Below are 24,454 nucleotides of genomic sequence, written 5' to 3'. Positions count from 1 at the left end.
AACCTGATGCACCACGCCAACCACTTCTACGGCCATGCTCACGTGCTGGCCCGGTACGCCGGCCTCGGCGACCGGCACCCACCCCGGATCAACGGGTACGTGCAGCACGGCTGGAACATCGGCGACGGCCTGGCCCCCGGCCATCCGTACGCCGAGCGCACCCCGAGCCTGCTCTGGTCGGAGCAGACCCGCCGCCGGGCCTGGTCGGTGGGGCGGCGCAACGTGGTCGTGATCGGCGCTCCGTTCGTGTACCTGCTGGCCATGCGGCCCGAGGAGCCGCCCGCCGAGGAGCGGGAGGGCACCATCTGGTACCCCTTCCACGGCTGGGAGGGCCAGCACGTCAAGGGTGACCACCGGGCGCTGATCGCCCGCATCCAGGACACCGAACCCGGCCCCGTCACGGTCTGCCTCTACTGGCACGAGTACCGGATGCGTCACGTCCGCCGCCTCTACGAACGCGCCGGGTTCCGGGTGATCTGCCACGGCTACCGGGGGCACTGGTGGAAGGACACCAACCCGGAGTTCCTCGACAATCAGCTGACCGAGCTGCGCCGGCACCGTCGGGTAGCGTCAAACCGGCTGACCAGCGCCATCTTCTACGGCATCGCGGCCGGCTGCGAACCAGCGGTCTACGGCGACCCGATGATCCTGTCCAATGAGGACCCGACCTTCGGCGGGACCGCCCGCATCCGGCGGCAGTGGCCGGAGTTGCACGGCGCCGCGGTCGACCTGCCCACCGCGGTCGAGATCGCCCGCTCCGAGCTGGGCACGGATCACCGCTGCACGCCGGCCGAGCTGCGCGAGCTGCTCGGTTGGGCGACGCTCCAGGAGGAAGAGGAAGACCGTGACGACTGAGACGGCACCCGCCGGCCGGATCACCCTGCCGGGCGGCGAGATGCTGGCCTGGTCCGACCTGCCGAAGGAGCGGTTGGCCGACGGGGGGCCGCTGGCCGCGCTGGCCGCCCGGATCGTGCCGGCCGGTGCCCGGGTCCTGCTGGCCGGGCCGCACGACCCGGCGCTGCTCGATCGGCTCGCCCACGCCGAGGTGACCTGCCTGCTGCGCAGCCACCCGGACGCGGTGGCGCTGGCCCAGCGGGCCGCCCGCGTGGTGGTGGGTGGCCCGGCCGGGCTGACCGACGACGAGACGTACGACGTGGTGATCGCCGCCGCCGGGCTCGACCCGGTGGAGTCGGTGGAGGGCACCCGGTTCGGCTGGGACGGGGTGCTGGCGCGCCTGGTCGCCGCGGTACGGCCGGGTGGCGCGCTGTTGCTGCGACTGGACAACCCGCTCGGGCTGCACCGGCTGGTCGCCACCTCCCCCTGGTACGCCGACCGGAACGACTCCGCCTGGGTGGTCGGCGGGGTCCTGGACCGGGCGCACCCCGCCAACCGGGAGCAGCTGCGCGAGCGGCTCACCGGGGCCGGACTGCGGCCGACCGCGTGCTGGGCCGCGTACCCCACCGCCGGCGCCGCCACGGCGCTGCTCGACGCCGACCAGCTCGACCGGGACGCCGGGTCGGGGCTGTTCGACGCCGTGCTGCACGGCGCCTGCGCGGGGGGTTTCACCACCGCGCCGGTGCTCCAGGACCCGGCCCGGCTGGCCGTGGACGCGCTGCACGCCGGGCGCGCCGCCGACCTCGCGCCGGGCTGGCTGATGCTGGCCCGGCGCCCCGTCCGGCCCGACGACCCGGCCGCGCCGACCGCTGACGGGGACCTGCCGGCGGTGCTGGCGCAGACCGGGCAGCCCGGGATCGGCGTGCTGGAAGTGTTCGACGGCCCGTCGGGCTGGCGGTGGGGGTTCACCGCGCCGGCCAGTGCGAGCGTGCCGGCCGCCGCGCCGTTCGCCAGCCGCGAGGCCGCGTACCGGGACCCCGGCGCGCTGACCGGGCCGGTGCCGTCCGGACGGCTGCTCCGCACCCTGCTGCTCGACGCGGCCCTGCGCCGCGACCTGGCAATGCTGCGCACGCTGCTGCACGGGTACGCGGGCTGGCTCGCCGGTCAGGCCGACGACGACGGCCGGATCGCCGGAGCGGGCGCGCTGGCCAGCACCGACAACGTGGTGGTCGCCGGGGAGCGCTACGCGGTACTCGACCCGAGCTGGCGGGCCACCAAAGCCCTGCCCCGCGACGTGGTGCTGGCCCGTGGGCTGTGGCGCTTCGCGACGGGCCTGCTCACCGGCGGGTACGCCCACCCCTGGTCGTCCACCCTCGACGTGGCGGGACTGACCGTGGTGCTCGGCGGGCTCGCCGGCCACGACCTGACCCGGGAGACCGTGGCGCAGGCGGTGGACGCCGAGGTGGCGATCACCGCGGCACTGCACGGGCTGGACACCGGCAACCGGGGCAGCCTCGCCGCCAAGCTGCACGCCATCGAGTCGACCGACCCGCCGGTCGGTACACGCAGCTACCAGCAGTTGCGGGAGGCGTGGCTGCGCCAACGCGAGGAGATCAGCCGACTCGCCGCACTGGCCAAGTGGACCGACGAGATGCTCACCTCGCGGGAACGGGCGCTGCGCCGGGCCGAGGCGACGATCGGTCTGCTCAGCGGTTCGCTCAGCTACCGGGTCGGCCGGCTCGCCATCACCCCGGCCCGGCTGGCCAAGCGGGGTGCCCGTGCCGCCAAACGCCGGGCCCGCTCGGCGCTCGCCCCGAAGCAGGAGGAGCAGCAGTGACCGGCCACGACAGCGCGTCGGGTACGACGCACAGGGTGGGCCCGACGGAGGGCACGGGCGCGAACGGGGGGCCACGGATCGTCGGGATCGTGCAGGCCCGGATGGGGTCGTCCCGACTGCCCGGCAAGGTGCTCCGCCCGCTCGCCGGGCGTTCCGTACTGGGCCGGGTGGTGCGCGCCGCCCGGGACAGCGGCGTCCTGGCCGACCTGGTGGTCGCCACCAGCACCGACCCGGTCGACGACGCGGTGGTGGCCGAGTCCGCGCGACTGGGCGTGCCCTGTCACCGCGGGCCGGTCGACGACGTGCTGGACCGCTTCGTGGGCGCGCTGGCGGCGCACCCGGGCGATGCGGTCATGCGGTTCACCGCCGACTGCCCGCTGCTCGACCCGGAGATCATCACGCTGGTCGCCTCGGTGTACCGCGCGGTGCCCGGGCTGGACTACGCGAGCACGTCGATCGCCCGCACCCTGCCCCGCGGGCTGGACGTCGAGATCATCCGGGCGGAGACGCTGCGTACCCTGGACCGGCTCGCCACCGGTCACCACCGGGTGCACGTGACCTCGTACGCGTACACCCATCCGGAGCTGTTCCGGGTCCTCGGGGTGACGCTCACCCCGGACCGCTCGGCGCTGCGGTTGACCCTCGACACCGAGCAGGACTGGGCGTTGGTGAACGCGGTGATCGACCATTTCGGCGACGTCAGCGTGCCGCTGGCCAAGCTCGCCGACTGGCTCGACGGGCAGCCCCGGCTGCGCGCGCTCAACGCCGACGTACGGCAGAAGCGGCTGGAGGAGTCCTGAGCACGCTACGGGTCGGACTGCGCTGCGACGCCGGGCCGCGACGCGGCGTCGGCCACCTCGTCCGCTGCCTGGCGCTCGCCGAGGAGTTCCTGGCCCGGGGCGCCCACGTCGCGGTGTTCGGCGCGGTCGAGCGGCTCGACTGGGCCACCGCGGAACTGGCCGCGCGGGGCATCCCCCTGCACCCGGGCCCTGACTCGCCGGCCGAGCTGGTCGAGGCGGCCCGCCGGCACGAGCTGGACGTGCTGGTTCTCGACTCCTACGAGCTGGACCCGGCCGGAGCGGGCGCGCTACGCGCCGCCGGCGTGTTCACCCTCGCCGTGATCGACGGGGACAGCCGGGGCCAGGACGCGGACCTCTACCTCGATCAGAACTTCGGGGCGCAGGCCCCCGCGCTGCCCGGACGGCTGCTCGCCGGCAGCGGGTACGCCCTGCTGCGCGACTCGGTGGTGACCGCCCGACCGCCGGCACCACGGCCCGCCACGGAGGTCAGCCGACCCCGGGTGCTGGCCTTCTTCGGCGGCACGGACGCGGTCGGCGCGGCCCCGGTGCTGACCCGGGTACTGGTGGCCACCGGCCATCCGATGGACCTCACGGTCGTCGTCGGCCGACCCGAGATCGAGGCGGAGCTGGAGGAGATCACCCCCGGACGCGGGCAGATCATCCGACCGGTCCCACCCACCGGCTCACTGCCGACGCTGATCACCGACGCCGACCTGGTGGTCAGCGCCGCCGGCACGTCCACCTGGGAACTCTGCTGCCTCGGCGCACCCGCCGCGCTGGTCTGCGTGGTCGACAACCAGCGCGAGTCGTACGCCCGGGTGGTGCGGCACGGCCTGGCCGCCGGTCTCGGCGAGCTGCCCGAGCTGACCGGCACCGGGGTCGCCGGACGGGCCGCCCGCGCGACGGCGGCGCGCACCCTGCACGGGTTGCTCAGCTCGCCGCACCGACGCACGGCGCTCGCCGCTCGGGCCTGGTCCACGGTCGACGGGCGGGGACGGGCGCGGGTCGTGGACGCGGTGTTCGACGCCGTCAGCCCAGCCGCCGTCACTGGCTGACCGCGGCCCGGGCTCACCGCTTGATCTCGGCCCTTCCAGGCCGCCACGACCAATTGGCACGGGTGTACGAAAGTGCTGCTAGGGTGATCCCATGACGCAGGCCGCCTACCAGCCGTCGATGCTCGACCTGACCGACACCGGGCCGACCCTGGGTCCGCTGCCCGGCCAGATCCGCCGGCACCACCTCAGCCGGGGCGCCTGGGTCGACCACCTCCCCGGCTGGGTGCAGGGCTCCGACGCGGTCCTCGACACCCTGCTCACCGAAGTCCCCTGGCGGGCCGAGCGGCGCACCATGTACGACAGCGAGGTCGACGTGCCCCGCCTGCTCTGCTGGTACGACGGCGACCGGCAACTGCCGCATCCGGTGCTCACCACGGCACGGGCGGAGCTGACCCGGCACTACGCCCCCGAGCTGGGCGAGCCGTTCGTCACCGCCGGCATGTGCCTCTACCGCTCAGGGCGGGACAGCGTGGCCTGGCACGGCGACACCATCGGCCGGTCGGCGCACACCGACACCATCGTCGCGATCGTCTCCTTCGGCGCGCCCCGGCCGCTGCTGCTGCGACCTCGCGGCGGCGGCGACAGCCTGCGCTTTCCGGTGGGCCACGGCGACCTGATCGTGATGGGCGGCTCCTGCCAACGCACCTGGGAACACGCCATCCCGAAGACCACCCGCCCGGTCGGCCCCCGGGTCAGCGTCCAGTTCCGCCCCATCAACGTCGCCTGACCTCATCCCCTTACCCGCCACGTCGGGGCAGCAAGTGCACGATCGACGCGGTCAGAGGACGGGCTGAGGGCTAGAGGAGGCCGGCGAGTTTGTAGAGGACCAGCGAGCCGGCGACGGCGACGTTCAGGCTGTGGCCGTGCCCGACCATGGGAATCTCCACGGCCGCGTCCAGGTGGTCGAGCGCCTCGGGCGGGATGCCGGTCGCCTCGTGCCCGAGCAGCACCACGGTGCGGCCCCGAGCGGCGGGCAGATCACCGAGCCGGACGGCCTCGTCGGCCAACTCCACCCCGAGGATCCGGGCACCGGCGGCCCGTTCGGCAGCCAGCCAGCGCAGCGGACTGCCGACCCGGTGGACGCAGCCCGGCCTGCGCAGCGTGTTGCCCCGGGCCACGGCCTCGTCCACCCAGCGGAACGGCGGCACGGCGAGGCAGGCACCGACCGCGTCGCAGGTGCGCAGCAGGGTACCCAGGTTCGCGCCGTGCAGCGGCCAGAGCGGGGCGGCGATCAGGTGACCCCAACAGCGGTGCGGCCGGGGCCGGCGAGCGGCGCGCAGCTCGCGCGGCGGCCGGACCCGGATGGCGGCGCTCACGCCGCGCCGGCGACTCCGCCGGACAGAAGAAAGATCATGTGAAGGGTGCTTAGCGGCGCACCCGAACCCTCACCGACAACAGAGCACTCACCATACCGCGCCCCACCCCAGCCCGAGCCCGGTCGATCATGAGGTTACTGCCGGCAACGTCGGCGCGTCGCCGCAATAACCTCATGATCAACGAGGCGGGTTGGGGCGGGTTGGGGTTAGTCGCGTTCGATGAGGTGGCCTACCACCGTTGGGCCGAGCATGACGGCGAAGCCGGAGCCGTCGCGGCGCGGGTCCGCCGCGGGCAACTCGACCGGGTCGCCGGTACCGGTGGCGCCGACCGGGCGCGGCCCCACCCAGGCGACCGCCACGTCCGTCTCACCCTTGAGGAAGCGGTGCGCACGCACCCCGCCGGTCGCCCGGCCCTTCGCCGGGTACGCCTTGAACGGCGTCACCTTGACCGTCGCCCCGGTGGAGGTGACCACCATCGGCTCACCGTGCCCCGGGTCGTCGGTGCGCACCGCGCCGAAGAAGGCCACCTGCACCCCGGCGGGCAGGTTGATGCCAGCCATGCCGCCACCCTTGAGGCCCTGCGGGCGGACCAGCCCGGCGGCGAAGCGCAGCAGCGACGCCTCCGAGGTGATGAAGGTCAGCGTCTCGGCGCCGTCAGCCAGCCAGGTCGCCCCGACCACCTCGTCGCCGTCGCGCAGGCCAATCACCTCGAACTCGTCGGAGCGCACCGGCCACTCCGGCGCGCAGATCTTCACCATGCCCTGCCGCGTGCCCAGCGCCAGCCCCGGCGAACCCTCCGCCGACCCGCCGAGCGGGGCCAGGCCGACCACCGTCTCCCCCGGCTCCAACGGCACCAACTCGGCGGCGGACATGCCGCCGCGCAGCGACACCGTGCCGGCCTGCTCGGGCAGCACCGGCAGCGGCAGTACGTCGACCTTGAAGGCCCGACCGGCACTAGTCACCAGCAACACCCGACCACGCGCGGTGGAGTGCGCGATCGCGCGTACCGTGTCGTGCTTGACCCGGCCGTTGCGCCGGCGCCCCTCGGCGCTCTCCTCCGACTCGGCCGCGGTGCGGGCGACCAGCCCCGTCGCGGAGAGGATCACCTGGCACGGGTCGTCGGCGACCTCCAGCGGACCAGCCGGCGCGGACGCGGCCAGCACCTCCTTGAGGTCGCCGTCGACCAGCGTGGTGCGCCGTTCGCTGCCGAACTGCTTGACCACGGCCGCCAGCTCGTCGGAAACCAGCTTCTTGAGCACCTTGTCGTCGTCGAGGATCGTGGACAGCTCGGCGATCTCGGTGCGCAGCCGCTCCTGCTCGGCCTCGAGCTCGATCCGGTCGTACTTGGTCAAGCGGCGCAGCGGGGTGTCCAGGATGTAGGTGGCCTGGATGTCGGAGAGGCCGAACTGGCTCATCAGCCCGTCCTTGGCGGCCTGCGCGTCGTCGCTGCCCCGGATCAGCCGGACCACCCGATCGATGTCCAGCAGTGCGATCAGCAGGCCGTCGACCAGGTGCAGCCGCTCCTGGCGCTTGCGGCGGCGGTACGAGCTGCGCCGGGTGACCACCTCGTACCGGTGGGCCAGGAAGACCTCCAGCAGCGCCTTCAGCCCGAGGGTGCGCGGTTGCCCGTCAACCAGCACCAGGTTGTTGACGCCGAAGGACTGCTCCAGCGGGGTCAACCGGTAGAGGTCGGCGAGCAGGGCCTGCGGGTTGACCCCGACCTTGCACTCGACTACCAGCCGAGTGCCGCTCTCGCGGTCGGTGAGGTCCTTGACGTCGGCAATACCGGTCAGCCGCTTGGTCTTGGTGACCTCGTTGGTGATCGCCGCGATGACCTTCTCCGCGCCGACGCCGTACGGCAGCTCGACCACCGTGATCGCCTGGCGGCCCCGGCTGCCCTCGATCGGGCCGATCTCGACCTTGCCGCGCATCCGCACCACGCCGCGCCCGGTCTCGTACGCCCGGCGCACCTCGTCGAGGCCGAGCAGCACTCCACCGGTGGGCAGGTCCGGGCCCGGGACGAACTCCATGAGCCGGTCCAGCGTGGCGTCCGGGTGGTTGATCAACCAACGGGCAGCGGAGACCACCTCGGCGAGGTTGTGCGGGATCATGTTGGTGGCCATCCCGACCGCGATCCCGGACGCACCGTTGACCAGCAGGTTGGGGAAGGCCGCAGGCAGCACGGTCGGCTGGGTCAGCGACCCGTCGTAGTTGGGCTCGACGTCGACGGTGTCCTCGCCCAGCTCACCGACGAGCAGCATCGCCTCGCGGGACATCCGCGCCTCGGTGTAGCGGGCGGCGGCCGGACCGTCGTCCGGGGAACCGAAGTTGCCGTGGCCGTCGATCAGCGGCACGTTGAGCGAGAAGTCCTGCGCGAGGCGGACCATCGCGTCGTAGATCGCCGTGTCGCCGTGCGGGTGGTACTTACCCATGCAGTTGTGAACGACAAAGCCCTCGGCGACGAAGGCGTGCTCGTCGCTGCCGACCTGAATGTCGTACGTGACATCAGGTGACACCGGCTCCACCGACGTGACCCGGAGGAAAGAACCACCGACCAACGCGTCCAGCCGAGGAGCGAGTGGTGAGCCGAGGCGGTGAAGCTTGCGGATCCAACCGTCTCGTACCGCGCGCTCCAGTTGGAACGACCGGTCTGCGAGGGGGACACCATTGCGGTCCTTGCCGTAACGCACCTTCGGCCCGTCGCCCGCCGAGAGCGAGTCGCGGAACGCCCGTCCATCCGCATCTCGGAACCAACCGCCGCCCTGATGCGCCGCCGTGAATTCCGCCATGACCGGGCCGCACGGCAACCGGTCGTTGCCCTGCTTGCCGCTGTACTGGTAGTCAGTCTCGGCGACCCGTTGCAAGCCGTCGTGTTTGTAACCGATCCGCACCCAGGGCAGCAGCAGCCGGGCGAGATCCGAGGCGTCTCGGCCCGTGACCGATAGACCGAGAAGCGGACGATTCCCGGAGCGACGACCGCTGGTCCAGTGGTGCCCGTGCAGCCCCAGGTCGGCAAGCATGGCGTAGATCTGCCGCACCAGCACCTCGCTGGTGCTGACGAAGACAATCTCCCTGAAGCGTTTACGGATGTAGCCGTCTCCGTCGAAGAAGCCGGCGAGGAACGGCGCCCACGCCGACCGGTCCCCAATGATGTCGCCGGGCACGTGCTTGTCGCGGCTGAGCGGCTGTGCGGCCTCCAGCAGCCCCTCGTGCCGGCTGAAGGTCAAGATGTGCTGGTCGCGATGGAGGGGGTTCCGGGCCTCACGTTTACCCCGGGAGACGTTCAATCCACTGGCGATGGCCCAGCCGTGGGCGACATCCAGCGGCTCGACGTCACACATGTGGATCCGGACCCGACCGTCCGCTTCGCGAGACCGGTGCGCAGGGAAGCCCTCGGCCACCAACAGCCCGCGCACATAGTCGTAGTCGTCGCCAGCGGGCGTCGACACCGCACTGCGGCGACTCCCGTACGCCAATGTCAGTTGCCCCGGGAGATCCCGAGCCTCCACCCAGCGGACCGAGAGATCATCGGCGACCACGCGGAACCGCTGGCCCGGGGTGACGAGCATCGTGTGCCCATTGCTCCAGGTGACGCGCACGAGGTCCGACGTCGGGTTCCGATACACGGCAGTCACCGGCACCGGGGCGCCGTCGCCGTCCAGGACGCGGTCACCAATCTCAATTTCCTCAATGGCGCGCAGACCATCGGGTGTCGAGACGAGAGTGCCGGCGACGAAGCAGTCGCCGACGATGCGGGCGGACTTCACGTGGCCACGGTCGGGCCGGTAGCCCTGCTCGTACATCGACCAGAGGATGCGCCGGTGTACGGGCTTGAGGCCGTCGCGGGCGTCGGGCAGGGCGCGGGAGTGGATGACCGAGAACGCGTACTCCAGGTAGGAGTCGGAGACCTCGGTGACCAGCGGGTTGTCGAAGACCCGCGCGCCGGCCTGGTCGAACGAGGAGAGGTCGACCTTGTTTTCCTTGCGGCGTGCCATGACTCAGCTTTCCCCTTGAACGAGACCGGTGCTCATGCGTCGATCGCTTCCCGGTCGACCCGGTCGGCGGAGTCGATCAGCCAGTTGCGGCGCGGCTCGACCTTCTCGCCCATCAGCAGTTCGAGGATGCGTTCGGCGGCGTCGACGTCCTCGATGGTGATCCGGCGGACGGCGCGGGTGGCCGGGTTCATCGTGGTGTCCCACAGCTCGTCGGCGTCCATCTCACCGAGGCCCTTGAACCGTGGGATGGGGGTGACGATCTGCTTGCCGGCCTTCTCCAGCTTGCGGACCGTCGCCACCATCTCGGCCTGGGTGTAGGTGTAGACGGTCTGCGGGTTGCGCCCCTTGGTCGTGATCTTGTGCAGGGGCGGCATCGCGGCGTAGAGCCGGCCGGCCTCGATCAGCGGGCGCATGTACCGGGCGAAGAGGGTGATGAGCAGCGTGCGGATGTGCGCGCCGTCCACGTCGGCGTCGGCCATGATCATCACCCGGCCGTAGCGCAGCGCGGAGAGGTCGAACGTACGCCCCGAGCCGGCACCGAGGACCTGGACGATCGCGGCGCACTCGGCATTGTCCAGAACCTGCTGGAGGTTGGCCTTCTGCACGTTGAGGATCTTGCCCCGGATCGGCAGCAACGCCTGGTACTCCGAGGAGCGGGCCATGCGGCTCGTCCCGAGGGCGCTGTCGCCCTCGACGATGAACAGCTCACTCCGTTCCACGCCGGTGGCGCGGCAGTCGACCAGCTTCGGCGGCATCGACGCGCCCTCCAGGGCGGTCTTGCGCCGGGCGGCGTCCTTCTGCTGCTTCTGGGTGAGCCGCACCCGTGCCGCGTCGACGATCTTCTGCAGAACGGTGCGCGCCTCGGCCTTGGTGCGACGGTCCTCCAGCCACGCCTTGATGTGCGCGTCGACCTGGGTCTGGATCACCTTGGTGATGCCGGTGGTGGAGAGCTCGTCCTTGGTCTGCGAGGTGAACTGCGGCTCGGGGATCCGCACGTGCACGACCGCGGTCATCCCCTCCAGGACGTCGTCCAGGGTGGGCGGCTCCTCCTTGGCCTTGAGCAGGCCGCGGGTGTTGCGCACCGCGTCGGCGAGGGTGCGGACCAGGGCCCGCTCGAAGCCCTTGCGGTGGGTGCCGCCGTGCGCGTTGCGGATGGTGTTGGTGAAGCACTCGACGGTGCGCTCGTAGCCGGTACCCCAACGGAACGCCACCTCGACCTCGGCGCGGCGCTGCACGTTGGACTGCATGACGCCGTTGGCGTCGGCGGCATTCTCCCGGTACGTCCCCTCGCCGGTGACCAGCAGCGTGCCGGAGACCGGCCGGTCGCCGGCCGGGGCGAGGAAGTCCACCATGTCGCTGAGCCCGTTGGGGTAGTGGAACTTCTCCTCGACGGGCTCCTCGCCGGTCAGGTCGCGCAGCACGTACAGCACACCGGGGACCAGGAAGGCGGTGTTGCGCAGCTTCATCCGGACCGCGTCGACGTCGAGCGCCGCGCCGGTCTCGAAGTAGCGGGCGTCGTGCCACCAGCGGATCGAGGTGCCGGTGGACTGCCTGCGCTTCATGGCCCCGACCACCTGGAGCCCGGGGCCGGCGGTGAACGGCGCGTCCGGCCCGTCGCCGTCGAAGATCCCCGGCACGCCGTGGCGGAAGGACATCGAGTGGATCTTGCCGGCGCGGCGGACGGTCACGTCGAACCGGCGGGACAGCGCGTTGACCGCGGAGGCGCCGACGCCGTGCAGGCCGCCGGAGGTCTTGTAGCCGGAGCCGCCGAACTTGCCGCCCGCGTGCAGCCGGGTGAGCACCAGCTCGACGCCGGAGATGCCGGACTTGGCGTGCACGTCGGTCGGAATGCCCCGGCCGTCGTCGTCGACCTGCACCGAGCCGTCGGCGTGCAGGATCACCTCGACGTTGGCGGCGTGACCGGCGACACCCTCGTCGGTGGAGTTGTCGAGGATCTCGTTGACGAGGTGACCCACGCCACGGCTGTCGGTGGAACCGATGTACATGCCGGGCCGCTTGCGGACAGCGTCCAGCCCCTCAAGGTGAGTGAGGTCGTCGGCCCCGTACAGGGTGTCAGGCTCTGCGGTCAACTGGTCGTACTCCCCGGTCTCGGCGGTGTGCTGCCGTTCACCGGCGACATCAGCCGGCGTGGCGCGCCGCAGCGAGCCTAGCCCGAGGCTAGGACAACTCCCGGAGGACCTCTGCGACCCGCCGGGTGTCGACCCACCGGAAGTGAGCCACGGAACAGCCCTTCAGCGCCCGGACCAGCCCGGCGGCGGCGTTCACGGGGCCACGGAGGGGCCGTCCGGCCGGTACTCTGACCGGCGATCGCGGCCGGTCGGAGCGCCGGCGCGGGGCGGGGGGCGACATGGACGAGGACGAGTCGGCAGACCGGCTGGCGGCCGAGTCGCTGGCGGCGGGTGATCCGACCGGCTGGTTCGAGCGGCTCTACACCGAGGCCGAGCGCGGCGAGGCGGTCGTCCCGTGGGACCGGGACGCCCCGCACAGCCTGCTCACCGAGTGGACCGTCGAGCGGGGTCTGACCGGCACCGGCCGTCGGGCGGTCGTGGTCGGCTGCGGCTACGGCCGCGACGCCGAGCACGTCGCCGGTTTGGGCTTCGACACGGTGGCCTTCGACATCTCCCCCACCGCGGTGGCCGGCGCCCGTGGACGGCACCCCGCCTCGGCGGTCGACTACCGTCCCGCCGACCTGCTGGACCCGCCACCGGCCTGGCGACGGTCGTTCGACCTGGTGGTGGAGAGCATGACCGTGCAGGCGCTGCCGGCGCAGATCCGGGCCGGCGCGGTCGGCGCGGTGGGCGAGTTGGTCGCGCCGGGCGGCACGCTGCTGGTCATCGCCGCCGGCCGGGCCGACGACGAACCCACGCCGGCCGGGCCGCCGTGGCCGTTGACCCGTGCCGAGATCGACACGTTCGCGGGCGTCGGGCTCGCGCCGGTGCGGGTGGAAGAGATCCAGGACCAGAGCGGGGTACGCCGCTGGCGCGCCGAGTTCCGTCGCGGGCCGATCCGGTGACCGCGCCGACAGAGCCGGGTACGACCGATCGTCAGGAGGCCATCGAGATGGACGGGACGATTCGCGGTGCGCTCCGGCGGGCCATCGGTACGCGGGCCCGGCGGTGGCTGCTCGCGGGCACCCTGCTGGCGGGGCTGCTCGCCGCCGTGGCGCTGACCGCGGCGGCGGCCCCGGCCGACCGGACGTTCGCCGAGCTCTCGGGCACGGTCCAGAGCCTGATGTCGGTCCTGACGCCCCTCTTCGGCATCCTGCTGGTGCGCGACCTGCGACGGGCACCCGACGCCGCCCGGGTCATCCCCACCGTGCTGGCGGTGGGGCTCCCGGCCGCCGTCATCGGCGTCGTCGGGGTGCTGATCTGTGCCGCGACGCTCGCGCTCACCCCGGCCGACATCGCCGACGAGCCGTGGCGGCATTCCGGGACGATCGCGGTGGGCAGCGTGCTGGTGCAGATCGTCGCCGGGCTGGTGGGCACCGGGCTGGGCCTGCTGCTGCGCTCACCGGTGGTCGCGTTCCTCGCCACGATCGTCCTGCCACTGGGCCTGTTCGCACTGCTGGGCGCTGTCGACGCCCTCCGTCCCGCGCAGGCGTGGCTCACCCCGTTCGGCAGCGTGCGCAACCTGCTCTCCGGGGACATGAGCGTGCTGCGGTGGGTGCAGTGGCTCTGCGTCCTGCTGATCTGGGGTGTCGGTCTGAACGCCGCCGGCGCGGCGCTGCTGAAGCGGCGCCAGCAGCCCGCCCGGTAGGTCAGCGCGGGAGCAGTCGGGGCCGGGCGAAGTCGGTGTTGTCGACAATCGCGTCCACCCGGGACAGCGGGTCCGCCTCGGCCAGGTAGACGCGCTGGGCGGCGAGGTAGCGGTCCCGGTGCAGTGCTTCGGCCGCCGCGACGCCTTCTCGGTCGCCGTCGCGGGCCACCCCGCGCCGCACCGACAGCTCGGCCGCGACCTCCACCCAGATCCGGTAGTCCCAGAGGTCGTCCAGCTCGGGGCGGAACGCGAACACACCGTCCACGATGAGCACCGCGTCCGGCGAGGCGGGGGTGACGATGTCGGTGTGCGCGCGCTGGGTGAGCGGGTCGCGCAGGCAGAGCACGCAGGCCCCGGATCCGGCCGGCCCGGCCGGTTCCAGCAGCAGGGTGCGGATCGCCGGCAGGTCGAAGGCGTTGCGGTAGTAGCCGGGCCCGGAGGTCCGGTCGTACTGGTGCCGCTCCGACCAGGGGCGTTTGAAGTCGTCCAGGCTGGCGCGCAGCACCGGCCGACCAGCGGCGGCGACGCGCTGGGCCAGTTCGTGGCCGAGGCTGGTCTTGCCGGCGGCGGTCAGGCCGTCGACGCCGACTCGGAGGCGGGCGGGTCCACTGGCGAGGATCCGGTTGGTCAAATCGTCGACCAGCGCGGTCCGGGTGGCCGACGCGGGCGGAGGCAGGGGCTGCTGCCAGGTGGAGACCGAATGGCGCACCGGGGCGGGCGTGTCTTTCATCGAACGATTCTGTTACGGGCCATTGACCCCCGTCGCACGGGGGTGATCTGATCGCGCCCTCAGAGAATCTTTCATCTTTCGATGGATGGATGTGAGCCAATGCTCAGGTTCCGGCGTACCGCGTTCGCCGCGGCACTCACGATCGCCATGGCCGCGCTGTCGACCGCCATCGCGCTTCCCGCTCCCGCATCCGCCGCGCTGCCCACCGCTGCGGTGGCGGTCGGCGACAGCTTCATCAGCGGCGAGGGCGCTGGGGCGTACACCCCGGTGGTCGACGTCAACGGGGTCGCCCAGGGCTTCCCCGGCTGGACGGCGCCGAACAACAACGCGTTCTTCTGCCACCGCTCCGCGAACGCCTCGCTGAACCAGGCCAACCTGCCGGGCATCCAGAATCGGTTCAACCTGGCCTGCTCCGGCGGCCAGCCACACGACATCGCCAACGCCTCGAACGCCCGGACCAACGGCCGCACGGTGGCCGCGCAGATCGCCCAACTCCGGACCGTCGCGCAGACCCAGGACATCGACCTGGTGCTGCTCGGCCTGGGTTCGAACAACAGCTCGTTCACCTTCGGCAGCGTCGCGGAGAAGTGCGCCAACCGGTTCATCGCCGACGCGTGGACGGGCTGGTGGGAGTTCTGGGCCTACCTGGGTGGCCCGGTGGAGCAGAAGCCGTGCACCGACGCCGATCTGGCCACCGCCGCGCAGTTCAATGCCGCCACCGCCGAGACCACTGCTGCGGTGCGCCAACTGCTGACCACCCTGGACCAGGTGGACGCGGATGGGCAGCACCGGGTCGTGTTCCAGGACTACACCAACCCGCTGCCGCTGGATCTCGAGCCGACGTTCCACACCCAGGACAGCCGGGACGACACCCGGGACAAGTTCCGCGACCTGGGTGCCGAGCGGTACGCGGGCGGCTGCCCGATCCACCGGGCCAGCCTCGCGCCCGGTCACCGCTTCTCGCAGGGCCTGGGCACCCTGGTGAAGTCCACCCGGGACACCCTCGCTGCCGAGTTCCCCGGTGCGGACCTGGTCTACCTCAACGTACAGCGGGCCTTCGACGGCGCCCGGCTCTGCGAGTCGGCGGCCAGCCCGACCGGCGCGCTGGCCACCCCGATCCGGCTGCAGGACGGCGCGAGCGGCACCTTCGTCACCAGCCTCTCCGGCAAGGACAAGATCGACATTCAGCGGATCGCCAACACCTGCGTCAGTTACTTCCAGACCTGCCAGGAGTCGTGGCACCCGAACGCCACCGGGCACCAGGTGCTCGGCCAGTGCCTGGCCGGCGCGGCCGCCACCAGCGCGCGGTCGGTGGCCTGCGTTCGCGCCAGCAACGGGACGATCTCCGTATCCTGACCGGAATCGTCACCGGAGGCCCCGCCACCCGGCGGGGCCTCCGTCGTGTCCGGCCACGTCGGCTCGAACCGGTCGTCCGACGCCTGCGGCTACCCGTCGGTAACCTAGGCCCGTAGGCTAGGCCCGTGAACGGGGACCCGGAGTACGCGCAGGAGTTCGTTGACATCGCCGGCGGTCGGCTCGGCGTGCAGATCTATCCGGAGCCGACCGGCCCGGCGGGTGCGCCGGTGGTGGTGATCTGGCCGGCGATGGGGGTGCGGGCCCGCTACTACCGGCCGTTCGCCACCGCGCTCCGCGCCGCCGGGCTGGCCGTGGTCGTCGCCGACCTGCGCGGTACCGGGACGAGCACCCCCGCGCCGAGTCGCGCCGACCGGCACGGCTACACCGAGCTGGCCGACGACGTGGGCACTGTCCTGGCCGCGCTCAAGCCGCAGCTGGACGGCCGCACCCGGCTGCTGCTCGGGCACTCACTCGGGGGGCAGGCCGCGCTGCTGCACCTCGCCCTGCACGGCGCCGACGCGGTGGACGGGCTGGCGCTGGTCGCGGTCGGAATCCCGTACTGGCGAAGCTATCCCGGCCGGCGTGGCGTCGGCGTGCTGCCGTACACGCAGGGGATCGCCGCCACCACGGCGCTGCTCGGGGTCTGGCCGGGGTGGGGCTTCGGCGGCCGGCAGGCGCGTGGGGTGATCCGGGACTGGGCGTACACCGCGCGGACCGGCCGCTTCCCCCGTCTCGACGGTACGGACACCGAGGCGGCGGTGCGCGCGGTGCGGACCCCGGTGCTGGCCGTCAGCGTCGACGACGACCAGTACACCCCGCACGAGACCATGGATCACCTCTGCGGGAAGCTCACCGCGGCCCCGGTGACCCGGGAGCGGTACACAGTGGCGCAGGCCGGCGCGGCGCTGGACCACTTCACCTGGGTCCGGGCGGCCACCCCGCTGGCGCAGCGGATCGCCGGTTTCGCCAGCGACCTGCCGCCCCGCTGAGCCGTACCGGCCGACCGGTCGGTGGCCGCCCGACCGGCCCGCTCACTCCTCCTGGTCCAGCGGCACCAGCTTGCCGTCGCGCTCCACCCGGACCTCACCGTGGTCCTTGCGTGGGGCGACCTCGGCGATGTTCCTGTGCGGGTCGTTGTCCGGATGCATCAGCACCGCGTCGGTTTTGGCGGTCTTTTCCCGGCTCTCGTCCGGCTGCGACATCCCGTTCCCCTCTCCGTCAGCGTCCCCCGACATCTACCCGCCACCGACCGGACGACTCCTGCCGGCGGCGGTCCGGCACCGCAGCGAACCGATGTCCCTGACGTCCCCGACGTACCGATGCGGCGCCGGTTCGGCACGCACGGGGCGGGGTTAGCGGCCCGGGCGGCGGGTAAGCCGCAGCGCCCGACACGGCGGAAGGGGATCAGATGTCCGAACGGCATACCGCACTGCGCTCGATGCACGATCTGGGCCTGGCGGCCTGGTTCGGCGGCTCCCTGATGGGAGCGCTCGGCGTCAACGGCGCAGCGGCGAAGATCAGCGACTCGACCCAGCGTCTCCCGGTCGCCTCGGCAGGATGGTCCAAGTGGACCCCGGTCAACGCGGCGGCGATCGGCGCTCACCTGGCCGGGGCGGTCGGCGAGCTGGTGACGGAGAGCCCACGGATGGCCGCCCAGTCAGGGGTCGCCCGGGCCAGCACCATCAAGACGGCGCTGACGATCGGCGCGCTCGCGGTGACCGGCTACAGCCGGCTGATCGGCATGCGGTTGGAGAAGGCGGGTGCCCCACCGGTGAACGGTGCCACCGAGCCGAACCACCAGACTCCGGCCAGCGTGGCCTCCTCGCAGCGGCAGATGAAGCTGCTCCAGTGGGCCATCCCGGCACTGACCGGGACCCTGGTGGTGATCACCGCGTACATGGGCGAGCAGCAGAAGCCCGGCCAGGTGTTCCGGGGGATGCTCGGCCGCGCCAGCGGGCTGATGAGCGCCCCGAAGGGGATGGCCAAGATGGCAAGCATGGCGACCATGAGCAACGGCAAGCGGCCGATGGCGATGGCCGGACGCTGAGCATGGGGCCGGGCGGCACCCTGCCGGCTCCTTGACGGCGGGGCGCCGGCCGGCCCCACGCAACCACCGGGCACGACCGGGGTACGGCGCACGGTCCGCCGGGACCGGCATGACCGGCCCGGGGACGGGCAATCGTCCGCCCATAGCGGCGGACCGACGAGCTGAGGTGACCACGATGGCGCACGAGGGACGCAAGGGCGGCGGCGATCGGCTGGTGCCGGAGGCGGTCGAGCCATGGGGCACCAGAGACGGCTTCGATGCCGAACCGCCGTGGGGCACGGGCGAGGACTCCCCGATGGACGAGGGCAGCGAGGAGACGGCGGTGCCCGAGGGGCATCGCGGGGAACGCCGCGCGGGCGCCCCGGCGGGCCGAGCCAACCCGGCCGGTCGGCACGGCTTCGGCTCGGTGGAACCCACCCGCACCCCCGAGGCCGGCCCGGGTGCGCCACCGGACCCGGCACCCAGCGGCCGGACCTTCCCGGACGACGCGGACATCAACGAACGCAGCCAGGACGCGCTGCGTAGCCGCGGCCGGCGGTCCTAGCACAACCCGCGACGCCCGCCGCCGGTCTCCGGCCGGCGGCGGCTGGCGCTCCCAGGGCGGTGGTGCTCCGGACGCCGTTGCCGGGCACCGTCAATTGGTGGACGCGGCCCGGGCGGGGACGTCCCGTCGGTCTTCGCGGGGCTCGGGCCAGAGCATGGTCTCGGTGAGCAGCTGTGCCAGCCGGGTCGCGTCGCGCTGGGCCTGGCCGGCGCAGCAGTTGTTGAACAGCACGTGCAGTTCGTCGGCCGACCCAGCCAGCTCGGCCAGCAGCCCGGCCCAGTGCCGGAGCTCCTCCTCGGCGTACGCGTAGCGGAACTTGTCCTGCTTGTCGCCGTCGCGCCAGGCGCCGCTGTGGCCGTGGAACCGGACGATCGCCGGCTCCGCCGTGGTGGCCAGGATCGGTGGTACCGACGACGGGTGCCCCTGCGGCATGTCGACGCAGACCAGTGAGAGGTCGTGCGCACGCAGCAGGTCCATCGTGTTGGGTGCGGCCGAACCGTCGAACCAGGACCCGTGCCGCAGCTCCACGGCGACCCGCCACGGCCGGCACCGCTGCGCCAACTCGATGATCCGGCGCTCGGCGGCGGCGCCGCGTACCAGCCACGGCGGGAACTGCAGCAGCACCACACCCAGCTTGCCGGCGGCCGTGACCGGGGCCAGCGCAGCTCGGAACCGGGACCACAGCTCGTCGTACGCCCGCTCCGGCAGGTCGCGGCGACGGATCCGGCTCGGACCGGCGGCCGGCCGCAGGTCGCGGGGCAGCGCGGCGACCGGCGTCGGGTGACCGGTGAAGAGGCTGAACGCCTTGACGTCGAAGGTGAAGTCGTCCGGTGTGGCGTCGACCCAGCCCTGGGTGGTCTCCGGTGCGGGGATCGCGTAGTAGGAGGTGTCCACCTCGACCAGCGGGAAGCGGCCCGCGTAGAAACCCAGCCGGCCGGCCGGCGTGTTGGCCGAACGCGGGTACCACCCGGAGCGCAGCAGCGACTGGTCGGCCCAGGAGGACGTACCCACCTTAATCACACCCATGTCATTCAGTGGACCGCCCCGCGCGTGGATCGGCAACCGCTGGCGGCCCACGCCGCCACCGTGTCGAGCCGGAAGTATCGGTGCCGCGTCCTACGCTGGCGCCGAGCGAACTTCGACCGAAGGGCGGCACCATGACCAGCACCGAGCAGCTCACCGGAGAGCGGGCAGACCTGCTGCAGACGCTGCGCCGGCACCGGGGTTTCCTGTTGCAGACCGTGGACGGGCTGACCGACGAACAGGCGGCCACCTGCACCACCGTCAGCGAGCTGTGCCTCGGCGGCCTCATCAAGCATGTGGCCGGCACCGAGGAGCGGTGGATGCGCTTCGCCGTGGGCGGCGCGGAGGCGATGCAGCGCGAGGCGGTCGACTGGACCGGTCAGTTCCGGATGACGCCGGGCGAGACCCTCGCCGGTCTGGTCGTGCGGTTCCGGGAGGTGGCCGACCAGACCGACGACCTGATCACCACCCTCGACCTGGACGCGGCGCACCCGCTGCCGCAGGCGCCCTGGTTCGAGCCGGGGGCGAGCTGGACGGTTCGGCGGGTGCTGCTGCACCTGATCGCCGAGACGTCCCAGCACGCCGGGCACGCCGACATCCTGCGCGAGGCGATCGACGGCGCCAAGACCATGGGCTGAGCCCGGCCGGCCACGGCGACGTTCCCCCACCGTCCACCTTCCGCGGGGCGCCTCCGGTCCGCCCTGCGTGAACGGATGTGACAGCGCACAGGTGAGCGGCGCTGAGGGACACGAGATGAACGCAGACCGGATCGATCAGGAGACCGCCGAGCGGCTGCTCGGCGGGAGCATCGTCGGCCCATCGGGCGGCCCGCAGTCGGTCGTGCTGCTGATGACAGCGGTACGCGCCACACCCCGCCCCGCCGAGCTGGCCGGCGAAGACGTGGCCGTGCAGGCCTTCCGCCGTGCCCTGGCTGAGCCGGCCGTTGCCCAACGGCCGGCCCGCCGGTCACGCACCCTCGCCGGGTTCGGTGCCCGGGCCTCGGTGGCGGCCCTGGCGCTCGCCGCCATCGGCGGGGTGGCACTGGCCGCCGCGACAGGCGTTGCGCCCCGTCCGCCGCACCCACCCACGGCCACCCCGACGCCGCCCGCCGCGACCGCCCCGGCTACACCCGAGCAGGGCACCGCGGGCGCACCCGCCACGACCGGGGCGGTGCCGCCGACCTCGGTTCCCGGTGGGATGGTCGGCCGGTGTCGGGCGTACCAGACGGTCGCCGGAAACGACCACGGCCGGGCACTGGACAACCCGGTCTTCTCCGGGCTGATCGCCGCCGCCGGCGGCCCGGAGCAGGTGGCGGACTACTGCGTGCGGGTCCTGGCCGCGGAGGCGGTTCCGGACACGACCCATGGACGGCCCGGGGCCGTGCCGAGCCGACGTCCGACGTCGCCCGGCCCGCCCGATGGTCGGCCCGACGTCCCTAACCGCAGCGGAACGAGCCGTCCGGCGGCCCTCCCCGCCGGACGGCCCACCGCACCCGGACCGGACCGCAGCGAACCAGCCGACCGGCGGCCCTCCCCCGGGGACCGCCAACCGACACCAGCCCGCGACCCGCACTGACGACGCCCCGCAGCCCCGCCTGGCGGCCGGGCCGAGTTGCCCTGCCGGGCAACCGTGCCCGGCGGCCGTGCCCTGCGGCGCTGCGGCCCTGCGGCGCTGCGGCCCTGCGGCGCTGCGGCCCTGCGGCGCTGCGGCCCTGCGGCGCTGCGGTCCTGTGGCCCTGCGGGCGGTTCGTCCAGCGGGCGGTTCGTCCAGCGGAGCGCGGGGCACCGTGGGCTGATAGCTTGCCCCGATGAGTCTGCGGCGCCGACGCGCGGCGGCGATCCTGCGCCTGATGGTGGTGTTCAGCGTGCTGGCCGGGGTCGTGCTCACCGCGCTCGGCCCGGCCACCGTCACGGGACTGCTGCCGTACTTCACCATCCAGAGCAACCTCGCGGTCGGCGCCCTCGCCGGGTACGCCGCTCTGCGGGCCTGGCGGGACCGGCCCGACCCACCGCCGGCGCTGCGCGGCGCGGTCACCCTCTACATCACCATCACCGGCGTGGTCTACCACCTGGTGCTGGCCAACCCGGCGAGCCCGTTCGCGATGGTCCAGCCGGACCGGTCCGGCGGCGAGGCGCTCGGCAACCAACTGCTGCACACGGTGGTACCGCTGCTGGCGGTCGCCGACTGGGTGCTGTTCGACCAACGCGGCCGGCTGCGCCTTCGGTACGCGGCCTGGTGGCTGGCGTTCCCGCTGGGCTATCTGGGCTTCGCCCTGCTCCGAGGGCTGGTCGTGCACCGGTACCCGTACCCGTTCCTGGACGCGGCCGAGCTGGGCTACGCCGGAGTCGCGATCAGCGCCGTCTTCTTCGCCATCGCCTTCTGGCTACTCGGCCTGCTCTACATCGGAATAGACCACACCCTAAACACCCGAACCCCCGCCCTCTCCCCCGCTCCCTCTCCCCCTCCCTCTCCCCCTCCCCATCCAACCCCGCCCGGTGATCATGAAGTTAGCGTCACCGGCAACGGCGTGTCGTGACGCTAACTTCATGATCACCGGGGGGTGGGTGGGACGGGGAGGGGGCGGGGGGCGGGGGTTTAGCGGAGGCGGTTTCGGGGGCCTCGGGTGGTGGAATGGTCGCGGCCGTAGGCGTCCGAGCGGCCCCAGCGGCCTGGGACGTCGAGTAGCTCCACCCGGCCGAAGCCCTTTGGCAGGGCCGGGTCGACCAGCAGGTTGTCGCCGGTGGGTCGGAGCCCCAGCAGGGTGCCCAGCAGCATCAGCAGCGCGCCCGACGACCATGACTGGGGACGACCGGCCGCGGGCAGTTGGACGGGGTACTTCGTCAGGCTGCGCTCGTAGCCGGCGATCAGCTCCGGTACCGCTCCGCCGAGCGTCTGCGCCATGTCGAAGATTCCGGCCGCGATCCGGCCCGCCTGCGCATCGAAGTGGTAGCGCCGCAGCCCGGCGGCGATCAGGGCGTTGTCTGACGGCCACACCGCTCCCAGGTGTGAGCCCACCGGGTTGTACGGGCGCTGCCCGGTGGCGAAGGTCCGCACCCCCCAACCGCTGAACAGCCGCGGCCCGACCAGGTGCTCGGCGACGGCCTCGGCGTGGTCATCCGCAACGATCCCACTCCACAGCAGGTGCCCGATGTTGGACGTCAGCGCGTCGACCGGTTCGCCGTACGGCCCCAGCGCCAGCGCGTAGTACTCCCGGTCCGGCAGCCAGAAGTCCCGGTTGAACCGGTCCTTCAGCTCCGCGGCCTCCCGTTCCAGCCGGTCGGCGTACCCGGGGTCACCCCAGAACTCCCGGGCCAGCCGGGCGCCGCGCCGTTTCGCGTCGTACGCGTAGCCCTGCAACTCGCAGGTGGCCCGGGGAAAGGCCGGTTGCCGCCCGTGCGCGTCGGTGATCGCGTTCGGGGAGTTCTTCCAGCACTGGTTGAGCACGCCGTGCCGCTCGTTGCGGCGCTGGTAGCGCAGGTACCCGTCGCCGGTCAGGTCGCCGTACTCGTCGATCCAGTCCAGGGCCATCCGAGCCGGGTGCCGCAGCTCGCGGACCAGGTCGACGTCGCCGGACCAGCGCTCGTACTCGTCGAGCAGAACGACGAACAACGGGGTGGTGTCCGCCGCGCCGTAGTACGGCGCGTCCGGCCGTTCGCCGAACGCGGCCGACTCGCCGTAACGGAGCTCGGCCAGGATCTTGCCCGGCTCCTCGTCGTGCTCGTCGTCGAGCTGGCCGCCCTGCAACAGCGCCAGCATCCGCAGCGTCGCGGGGGCCAGTTCGGGAGTGAACGCCATGGTCTGCAGGCAGGTGATGATGCTGTCCCGCCCGGACAGCCCCATCGCCCACGGCAGGCCACCGACCGGCACCCGATTGCTGTACGACAGCGGCTTGTACCGCAGCGCCGCCAGGTCGGCCAGGCTGCCCTGGTACATCGCCTCCAGGCCGTCCCGTTCCGCCGCCAACTGCGGGGCCCGGTCCAGCCAGTCGGCCAGGTCCTCGCGCATCCCCCCGCGCACGATCTGCTGGTGCGACTCCAGAGCGCTGCGCAGATCCCGGCCACCCTCACCCCGGATGGTCATGGTCACGTGCAGGTCGGTCTCCCACTTCCCCTCGGGCGCGATCCGGATCCGGAACGTCATCCCCTTCTCGTCGACCTCGGCGGGAGCGGTGCTGCTCACCGTGGTCTCTCGAACGAACCGCTCTCGCGCGTACCGCAGCACAAGCTGGTGGCGCGCGGAGTCGGCGGTGGCCCGCACGACCCGCTGCCTGCGCTGCCCGACGTCGACGATGTCGACGAAGTCGCTGCCCATCTCCATCCGCACGGTGAACTCGGCAGGATGCGCCGAGTGGTTGAGCAAGATGATCTGCTCGTGGAAGCAGTCGTGGATCGAACGGTGCCGGATGACCGACACGTCAGCGTCGACGTAGTGGCTCGCCGCGCCCGGGACCAGGAAGAACCGGGTCTCGAAGTACGTCATGTCGTCGCGGGAGAGCGCGTTGAGCCGTTCCCCGTCAACGCTGAGCACCCAGTGGGACAGGAAGCGGGTGTCGAACGAGAAGAGCCCGACCGGCTCCTTCGGGTCAACTTCCATGTCACCCTGGGCGTCGCTGAGCGCGAACGCGTTGCCGGCGATGACGTGCACCTGTTCCTGTCTCATCGCCGCTGGTCCCGTTCCGCCAGGGCAGCCTGGCCCAGCTCGCGGGGGTGCCGTGCGCCGGACGGGCCGGGAAAGATCCGCCGCAGCGCCATCAGCAGCCGCATGTTGCCCCGCACGGTCAGCTCGTTGCGCAGCAACGCCGCCGCGACGTGCCTCTCGCCGCTGGCCAGCTGGTCGAAGACCGCCCGGTCGGCGCGGACCACCAGCTCGGCCTCGTCGGCCGACCGGGTCACGGCCACGTGCTGGTCGGCGATGGTCAGGTACCAGTGACTGGTACCGCCGTCACCGCGCACGTCCAGCCGTAGCGTCCCGGCGGTGGTCTCCGGCAGATCGGGACGCCGGCCGGTGTCCAGGTGCTGCAGATACTGTGCCGCCGTCGTGCTCATCCACGTCCCCCTTCCCCGGTTCCCCGCAGGATCACCCGAGCCGGGGTGAGCCCGGCTCACCCGAACCGGGTGACAACCGGCCCGGGTCGGCCGGC

22 protein-coding genes and 2 pseudogenes are annotated in these 24,454 nt (G+C 72.6%); 14 read left to right on the top strand and 10 right to left on the bottom strand.

Translation table 11 applies throughout. The features are described from left to right. Positions 1-6 precede the first annotated feature (6 nt). The 5 genes from OG470_RS17520 to OG470_RS17500 all read left to right on the top strand — a co-directional run bounded on the left by OG470_RS17520 (position 7) and on the right by OG470_RS17500 (position 5,253). On the top strand, positions 7-855 hold the full coding sequence (locus OG470_RS17520; protein ID WP_328425608.1) for a hypothetical protein: 849 nt from the start codon (positions 7-9) through the stop codon (positions 853-855). Beyond that, complete coding sequence (locus OG470_RS17515; protein ID WP_328425606.1) at positions 845-2,671, top strand: class I SAM-dependent methyltransferase; 1,827 nt, start codon at positions 845-847, stop codon at positions 2,669-2,671. Before OG470_RS17520 ends, OG470_RS17515 begins: the two co-directional genes overlap by 11 nt. 77 nt (positions 2,672-2,748) lie before the next feature. Continuing rightward, positions 2,749-3,471, top strand: coding sequence for a glycosyltransferase family protein (locus OG470_RS17510; RefSeq protein ID WP_328426427.1), 723 nt, complete (start codon positions 2,749-2,751; stop codon positions 3,469-3,471). Beyond that, positions 3,468-4,526: a PseG/SpsG family protein gene (locus OG470_RS17505; protein ID WP_328426425.1), complete on the top strand. Its 1,059-nt coding sequence runs from the start codon at positions 3,468-3,470 to the stop codon at positions 4,524-4,526. Before OG470_RS17510 ends, OG470_RS17505 begins: the two co-directional genes overlap by 4 nt. 91 nt (positions 4,527-4,617) lie before the next feature. After that, complete coding sequence (locus OG470_RS17500) at positions 4,618-5,253, top strand: alpha-ketoglutarate-dependent dioxygenase AlkB (protein WP_328425604.1); 636 nt, start codon at positions 4,618-4,620, stop codon at positions 5,251-5,253. 70 nt (positions 5,254-5,323) lie between these two features. Here OG470_RS17500 and OG470_RS17495 read toward each other — a convergent pair whose 3' ends face one another. From OG470_RS17495 to OG470_RS17475, 5 genes and pseudogenes are all read right to left on the bottom strand, one after another. Beyond that, positions 5,324-5,842: a TrmH family RNA methyltransferase gene (locus OG470_RS17495; protein ID WP_328425602.1), complete on the bottom strand. Its 519-nt coding sequence runs from the start codon at positions 5,840-5,842 to the stop codon at positions 5,324-5,326. A gap of 206 nt (positions 5,843-6,048) precedes the next feature. Further along, positions 6,049-8,631, bottom strand: a complete 2,583-nt coding sequence (locus OG470_RS17490) for a DNA topoisomerase (ATP-hydrolyzing) (RefSeq protein ID WP_328426423.1) — start codon at positions 8,629-8,631, stop codon at positions 6,049-6,051. A 147-nt stretch (positions 8,632-8,778) separates the two neighbouring features. Beyond that, a pseudogene (locus OG470_RS17485) lies at positions 8,779-9,525 on the bottom strand (LAGLIDADG family homing endonuclease); the annotation flags it as partial. Between the two features lie 54 nt (positions 9,526-9,579). Next, a pseudogene (locus OG470_RS17480) lies at positions 9,580-9,837 on the bottom strand (DNA gyrase subunit A); the annotation flags it as partial. A gap of 32 nt (positions 9,838-9,869) precedes the next feature. After that, on the bottom strand, positions 9,870-11,927 hold the full coding sequence (locus tag OG470_RS17475; RefSeq protein WP_328425600.1) for a DNA gyrase/topoisomerase IV subunit B: 2,058 nt from the start codon (positions 11,925-11,927) through the stop codon (positions 9,870-9,872). 278 nt (positions 11,928-12,205) lie between these two features. On the opposite strand from OG470_RS17475, the gene OG470_RS17470 reads away from it, so the two are divergent. Together OG470_RS17470 and OG470_RS17465 are read left to right on the top strand one after the other, a co-directional pair. Beyond that, entirely contained in the window at positions 12,206-12,871 is a 666-nt protein-coding gene (locus OG470_RS17470) for a class I SAM-dependent methyltransferase (protein ID WP_328425598.1), read from the top strand. Between the two features lie 47 nt (positions 12,872-12,918). After that, positions 12,919-13,614, top strand: coding sequence for a hypothetical protein (locus OG470_RS17465; protein WP_328425596.1), 696 nt, complete (start codon positions 12,919-12,921; stop codon positions 13,612-13,614). A gap of 1 nt (position 13,615) precedes the next feature. Here OG470_RS17465 and OG470_RS17460 read toward each other — a convergent pair whose 3' ends face one another. Continuing rightward, a complete protein-coding gene (locus OG470_RS17460; RefSeq protein WP_328425594.1) occupies positions 13,616-14,344 on the bottom strand; it encodes a uridine kinase in 729 nt (242 codons plus the stop codon). A 99-nt stretch (positions 14,345-14,443) separates the two neighbouring features. Here OG470_RS17460 and OG470_RS17455 point away from each other — a divergent pair, with 99 nt between their 5' ends. Both OG470_RS17455 and OG470_RS17450 read left to right on the top strand, forming a co-directional pair. Beyond that, on the top strand, positions 14,444-15,700 hold the full coding sequence (locus OG470_RS17455; protein WP_328425592.1) for a hypothetical protein: 1,257 nt from the start codon (positions 14,444-14,446) through the stop codon (positions 15,698-15,700). 125 nt (positions 15,701-15,825) lie between these two features. Then, positions 15,826-16,689, top strand: coding sequence for an alpha/beta hydrolase family protein (locus OG470_RS17450; RefSeq protein ID WP_328425590.1), 864 nt, complete (start codon positions 15,826-15,828; stop codon positions 16,687-16,689). A gap of 42 nt (positions 16,690-16,731) precedes the next feature. Here the strand turns inward: OG470_RS17450 and OG470_RS17445 are convergent, their stop codons facing one another. Further along, a complete protein-coding gene (locus OG470_RS17445; RefSeq protein WP_328425588.1) occupies positions 16,732-16,902 on the bottom strand; it encodes a hypothetical protein in 171 nt (56 codons plus the stop codon). Between the two features lie 206 nt (positions 16,903-17,108). Here OG470_RS17445 and OG470_RS17440 point away from each other — a divergent pair, with 206 nt between their 5' ends. Together OG470_RS17440 and OG470_RS17435 are read left to right on the top strand one after the other, a co-directional pair. After that, positions 17,109-17,747, top strand: a complete 639-nt coding sequence (locus tag OG470_RS17440; RefSeq protein ID WP_328425586.1) for a hypothetical protein — start codon at positions 17,109-17,111, stop codon at positions 17,745-17,747. A 175-nt stretch (positions 17,748-17,922) separates the two neighbouring features. Beyond that, positions 17,923-18,291, top strand: a complete 369-nt coding sequence (locus tag OG470_RS17435) for a hypothetical protein (RefSeq protein ID WP_328425584.1) — start codon at positions 17,923-17,925, stop codon at positions 18,289-18,291. Positions 18,292-18,381: 90 nt separating this feature from the next. Here OG470_RS17435 and OG470_RS17430 read toward each other — a convergent pair whose 3' ends face one another. Further along, positions 18,382-19,317 (bottom strand): DUF72 domain-containing protein, encoded by a 936-nt coding sequence (locus OG470_RS17430; protein WP_328425582.1) that lies wholly within the window; start codon positions 19,315-19,317, stop codon positions 18,382-18,384. Between the two features lie 131 nt (positions 19,318-19,448). Here OG470_RS17430 and OG470_RS17425 point away from each other — a divergent pair, with 131 nt between their 5' ends. The 3 genes from OG470_RS17425 (at position 19,449) to OG470_RS17415 (ending at position 21,850) form a co-directional block, all read left to right on the top strand. Continuing rightward, complete coding sequence (locus tag OG470_RS17425; protein ID WP_328425580.1) at positions 19,449-19,952, top strand: DinB family protein; 504 nt, start codon at positions 19,449-19,451, stop codon at positions 19,950-19,952. Positions 19,953-20,067: 115 nt separating this feature from the next. After that, the gene (locus tag OG470_RS17420) at positions 20,068-20,889 is read left to right on the top strand and encodes a hypothetical protein (protein WP_328425578.1); all 822 of its coding nucleotides are present in this window, start codon (positions 20,068-20,070) and stop codon (positions 20,887-20,889) included. Between the two features lie 232 nt (positions 20,890-21,121). Further along, positions 21,122-21,850 carry a Pr6Pr family membrane protein gene (locus OG470_RS17415; RefSeq protein ID WP_328425576.1) on the top strand — a complete coding sequence of 243 codons (729 nt, stop codon included), beginning with the start codon at positions 21,122-21,124 and terminating at the stop codon, positions 21,848-21,850. Between the two features lie 59 nt (positions 21,851-21,909). Here OG470_RS17415 and OG470_RS17410 read toward each other — a convergent pair whose 3' ends face one another. Together OG470_RS17410 and OG470_RS17405 are read right to left on the bottom strand one after the other, a co-directional pair. Continuing rightward, positions 21,910-23,973 carry an amylo-alpha-1,6-glucosidase gene (locus tag OG470_RS17410; RefSeq protein WP_328425574.1) on the bottom strand — a complete coding sequence of 688 codons (2,064 nt, stop codon included), beginning with the start codon at positions 23,971-23,973 and terminating at the stop codon, positions 21,910-21,912. Beyond that, positions 23,970-24,359: an SCP2 sterol-binding domain-containing protein gene (locus tag OG470_RS17405; protein WP_328425572.1), complete on the bottom strand. Its 390-nt coding sequence runs from the start codon at positions 24,357-24,359 to the stop codon at positions 23,970-23,972. The genes OG470_RS17410 and OG470_RS17405 overlap by 4 nt, the downstream gene beginning before the upstream one ends. Positions 24,360-24,454 lie beyond the last annotated feature (95 nt).

This window comes from Micromonospora sp. NBC_00389, from assembly GCF_036059255.1.
Taxonomy (GTDB): domain Bacteria; phylum Actinomycetota; class Actinomycetes; order Mycobacteriales; family Micromonosporaceae; genus Micromonospora.
This window is presented reverse-complemented; position numbering and strand designations above follow the sequence as displayed.

Excerpts from the sequence above, each read along its gene's own strand:
- OG470_RS17430 (WP_328425582.1), bottom strand. The coding sequence starts at position 19,317 with ATGGGTGTGATTAAGGTGGGTACGTCCTCCTGGGCCGACCAGTCGCTG.
- OG470_RS17405 (WP_328425572.1), bottom strand. The coding sequence starts at position 24,359 with ATGAGCACGACGGCGGCACAGTATCTGCAGCACCTGGACACCGGCCGG.
- OG470_RS17415 (WP_328425576.1), top strand. The coding sequence starts at position 21,122 with ATGAGTCTGCGGCGCCGACGCGCGGCGGCGATCCTGCGCCTGATGGTG.
- OG470_RS17420 (WP_328425578.1), top strand. The coding sequence starts at position 20,068 with ATGAACGCAGACCGGATCGATCAGGAGACCGCCGAGCGGCTGCTCGGC.
- OG470_RS17470 (WP_328425598.1), top strand. The coding sequence starts at position 12,206 with ATGGACGAGGACGAGTCGGCAGACCGGCTGGCGGCCGAGTCGCTGGCG.
- OG470_RS17490 (WP_328426423.1), bottom strand. The coding sequence starts at position 8,631 with ATGGCGGAATTCACGGCGGCGCATCAGGGCGGCGGTTGGTTCCGAGAT.
- OG470_RS17435 (WP_328425584.1), top strand. The coding sequence starts at position 17,923 with ATGGCGCACGAGGGACGCAAGGGCGGCGGCGATCGGCTGGTGCCGGAG.
- OG470_RS17440 (WP_328425586.1), top strand. The coding sequence starts at position 17,109 with ATGTCCGAACGGCATACCGCACTGCGCTCGATGCACGATCTGGGCCTG.
- OG470_RS17445 (WP_328425588.1), bottom strand. The coding sequence starts at position 16,902 with ATGTCGCAGCCGGACGAGAGCCGGGAAAAGACCGCCAAAACCGACGCG.
- OG470_RS17520 (WP_328425608.1), top strand. The coding sequence starts at position 7 with ATGCACCACGCCAACCACTTCTACGGCCATGCTCACGTGCTGGCCCGG.
- OG470_RS17460 (WP_328425594.1), bottom strand. The coding sequence starts at position 14,344 with ATGAAAGACACGCCCGCCCCGGTGCGCCATTCGGTCTCCACCTGGCAG.
- OG470_RS17465 (WP_328425596.1), top strand. The coding sequence starts at position 12,919 with ATGGACGGGACGATTCGCGGTGCGCTCCGGCGGGCCATCGGTACGCGG.
- OG470_RS17500 (WP_328425604.1), top strand. The coding sequence starts at position 4,618 with ATGACGCAGGCCGCCTACCAGCCGTCGATGCTCGACCTGACCGACACC.
- OG470_RS17455 (WP_328425592.1), top strand. The coding sequence starts at position 14,444 with ATGCTCAGGTTCCGGCGTACCGCGTTCGCCGCGGCACTCACGATCGCC.
- OG470_RS17410 (WP_328425574.1), bottom strand. The coding sequence starts at position 23,973 with ATGAGACAGGAACAGGTGCACGTCATCGCCGGCAACGCGTTCGCGCTC.
- OG470_RS17425 (WP_328425580.1), top strand. The coding sequence starts at position 19,449 with ATGACCAGCACCGAGCAGCTCACCGGAGAGCGGGCAGACCTGCTGCAG.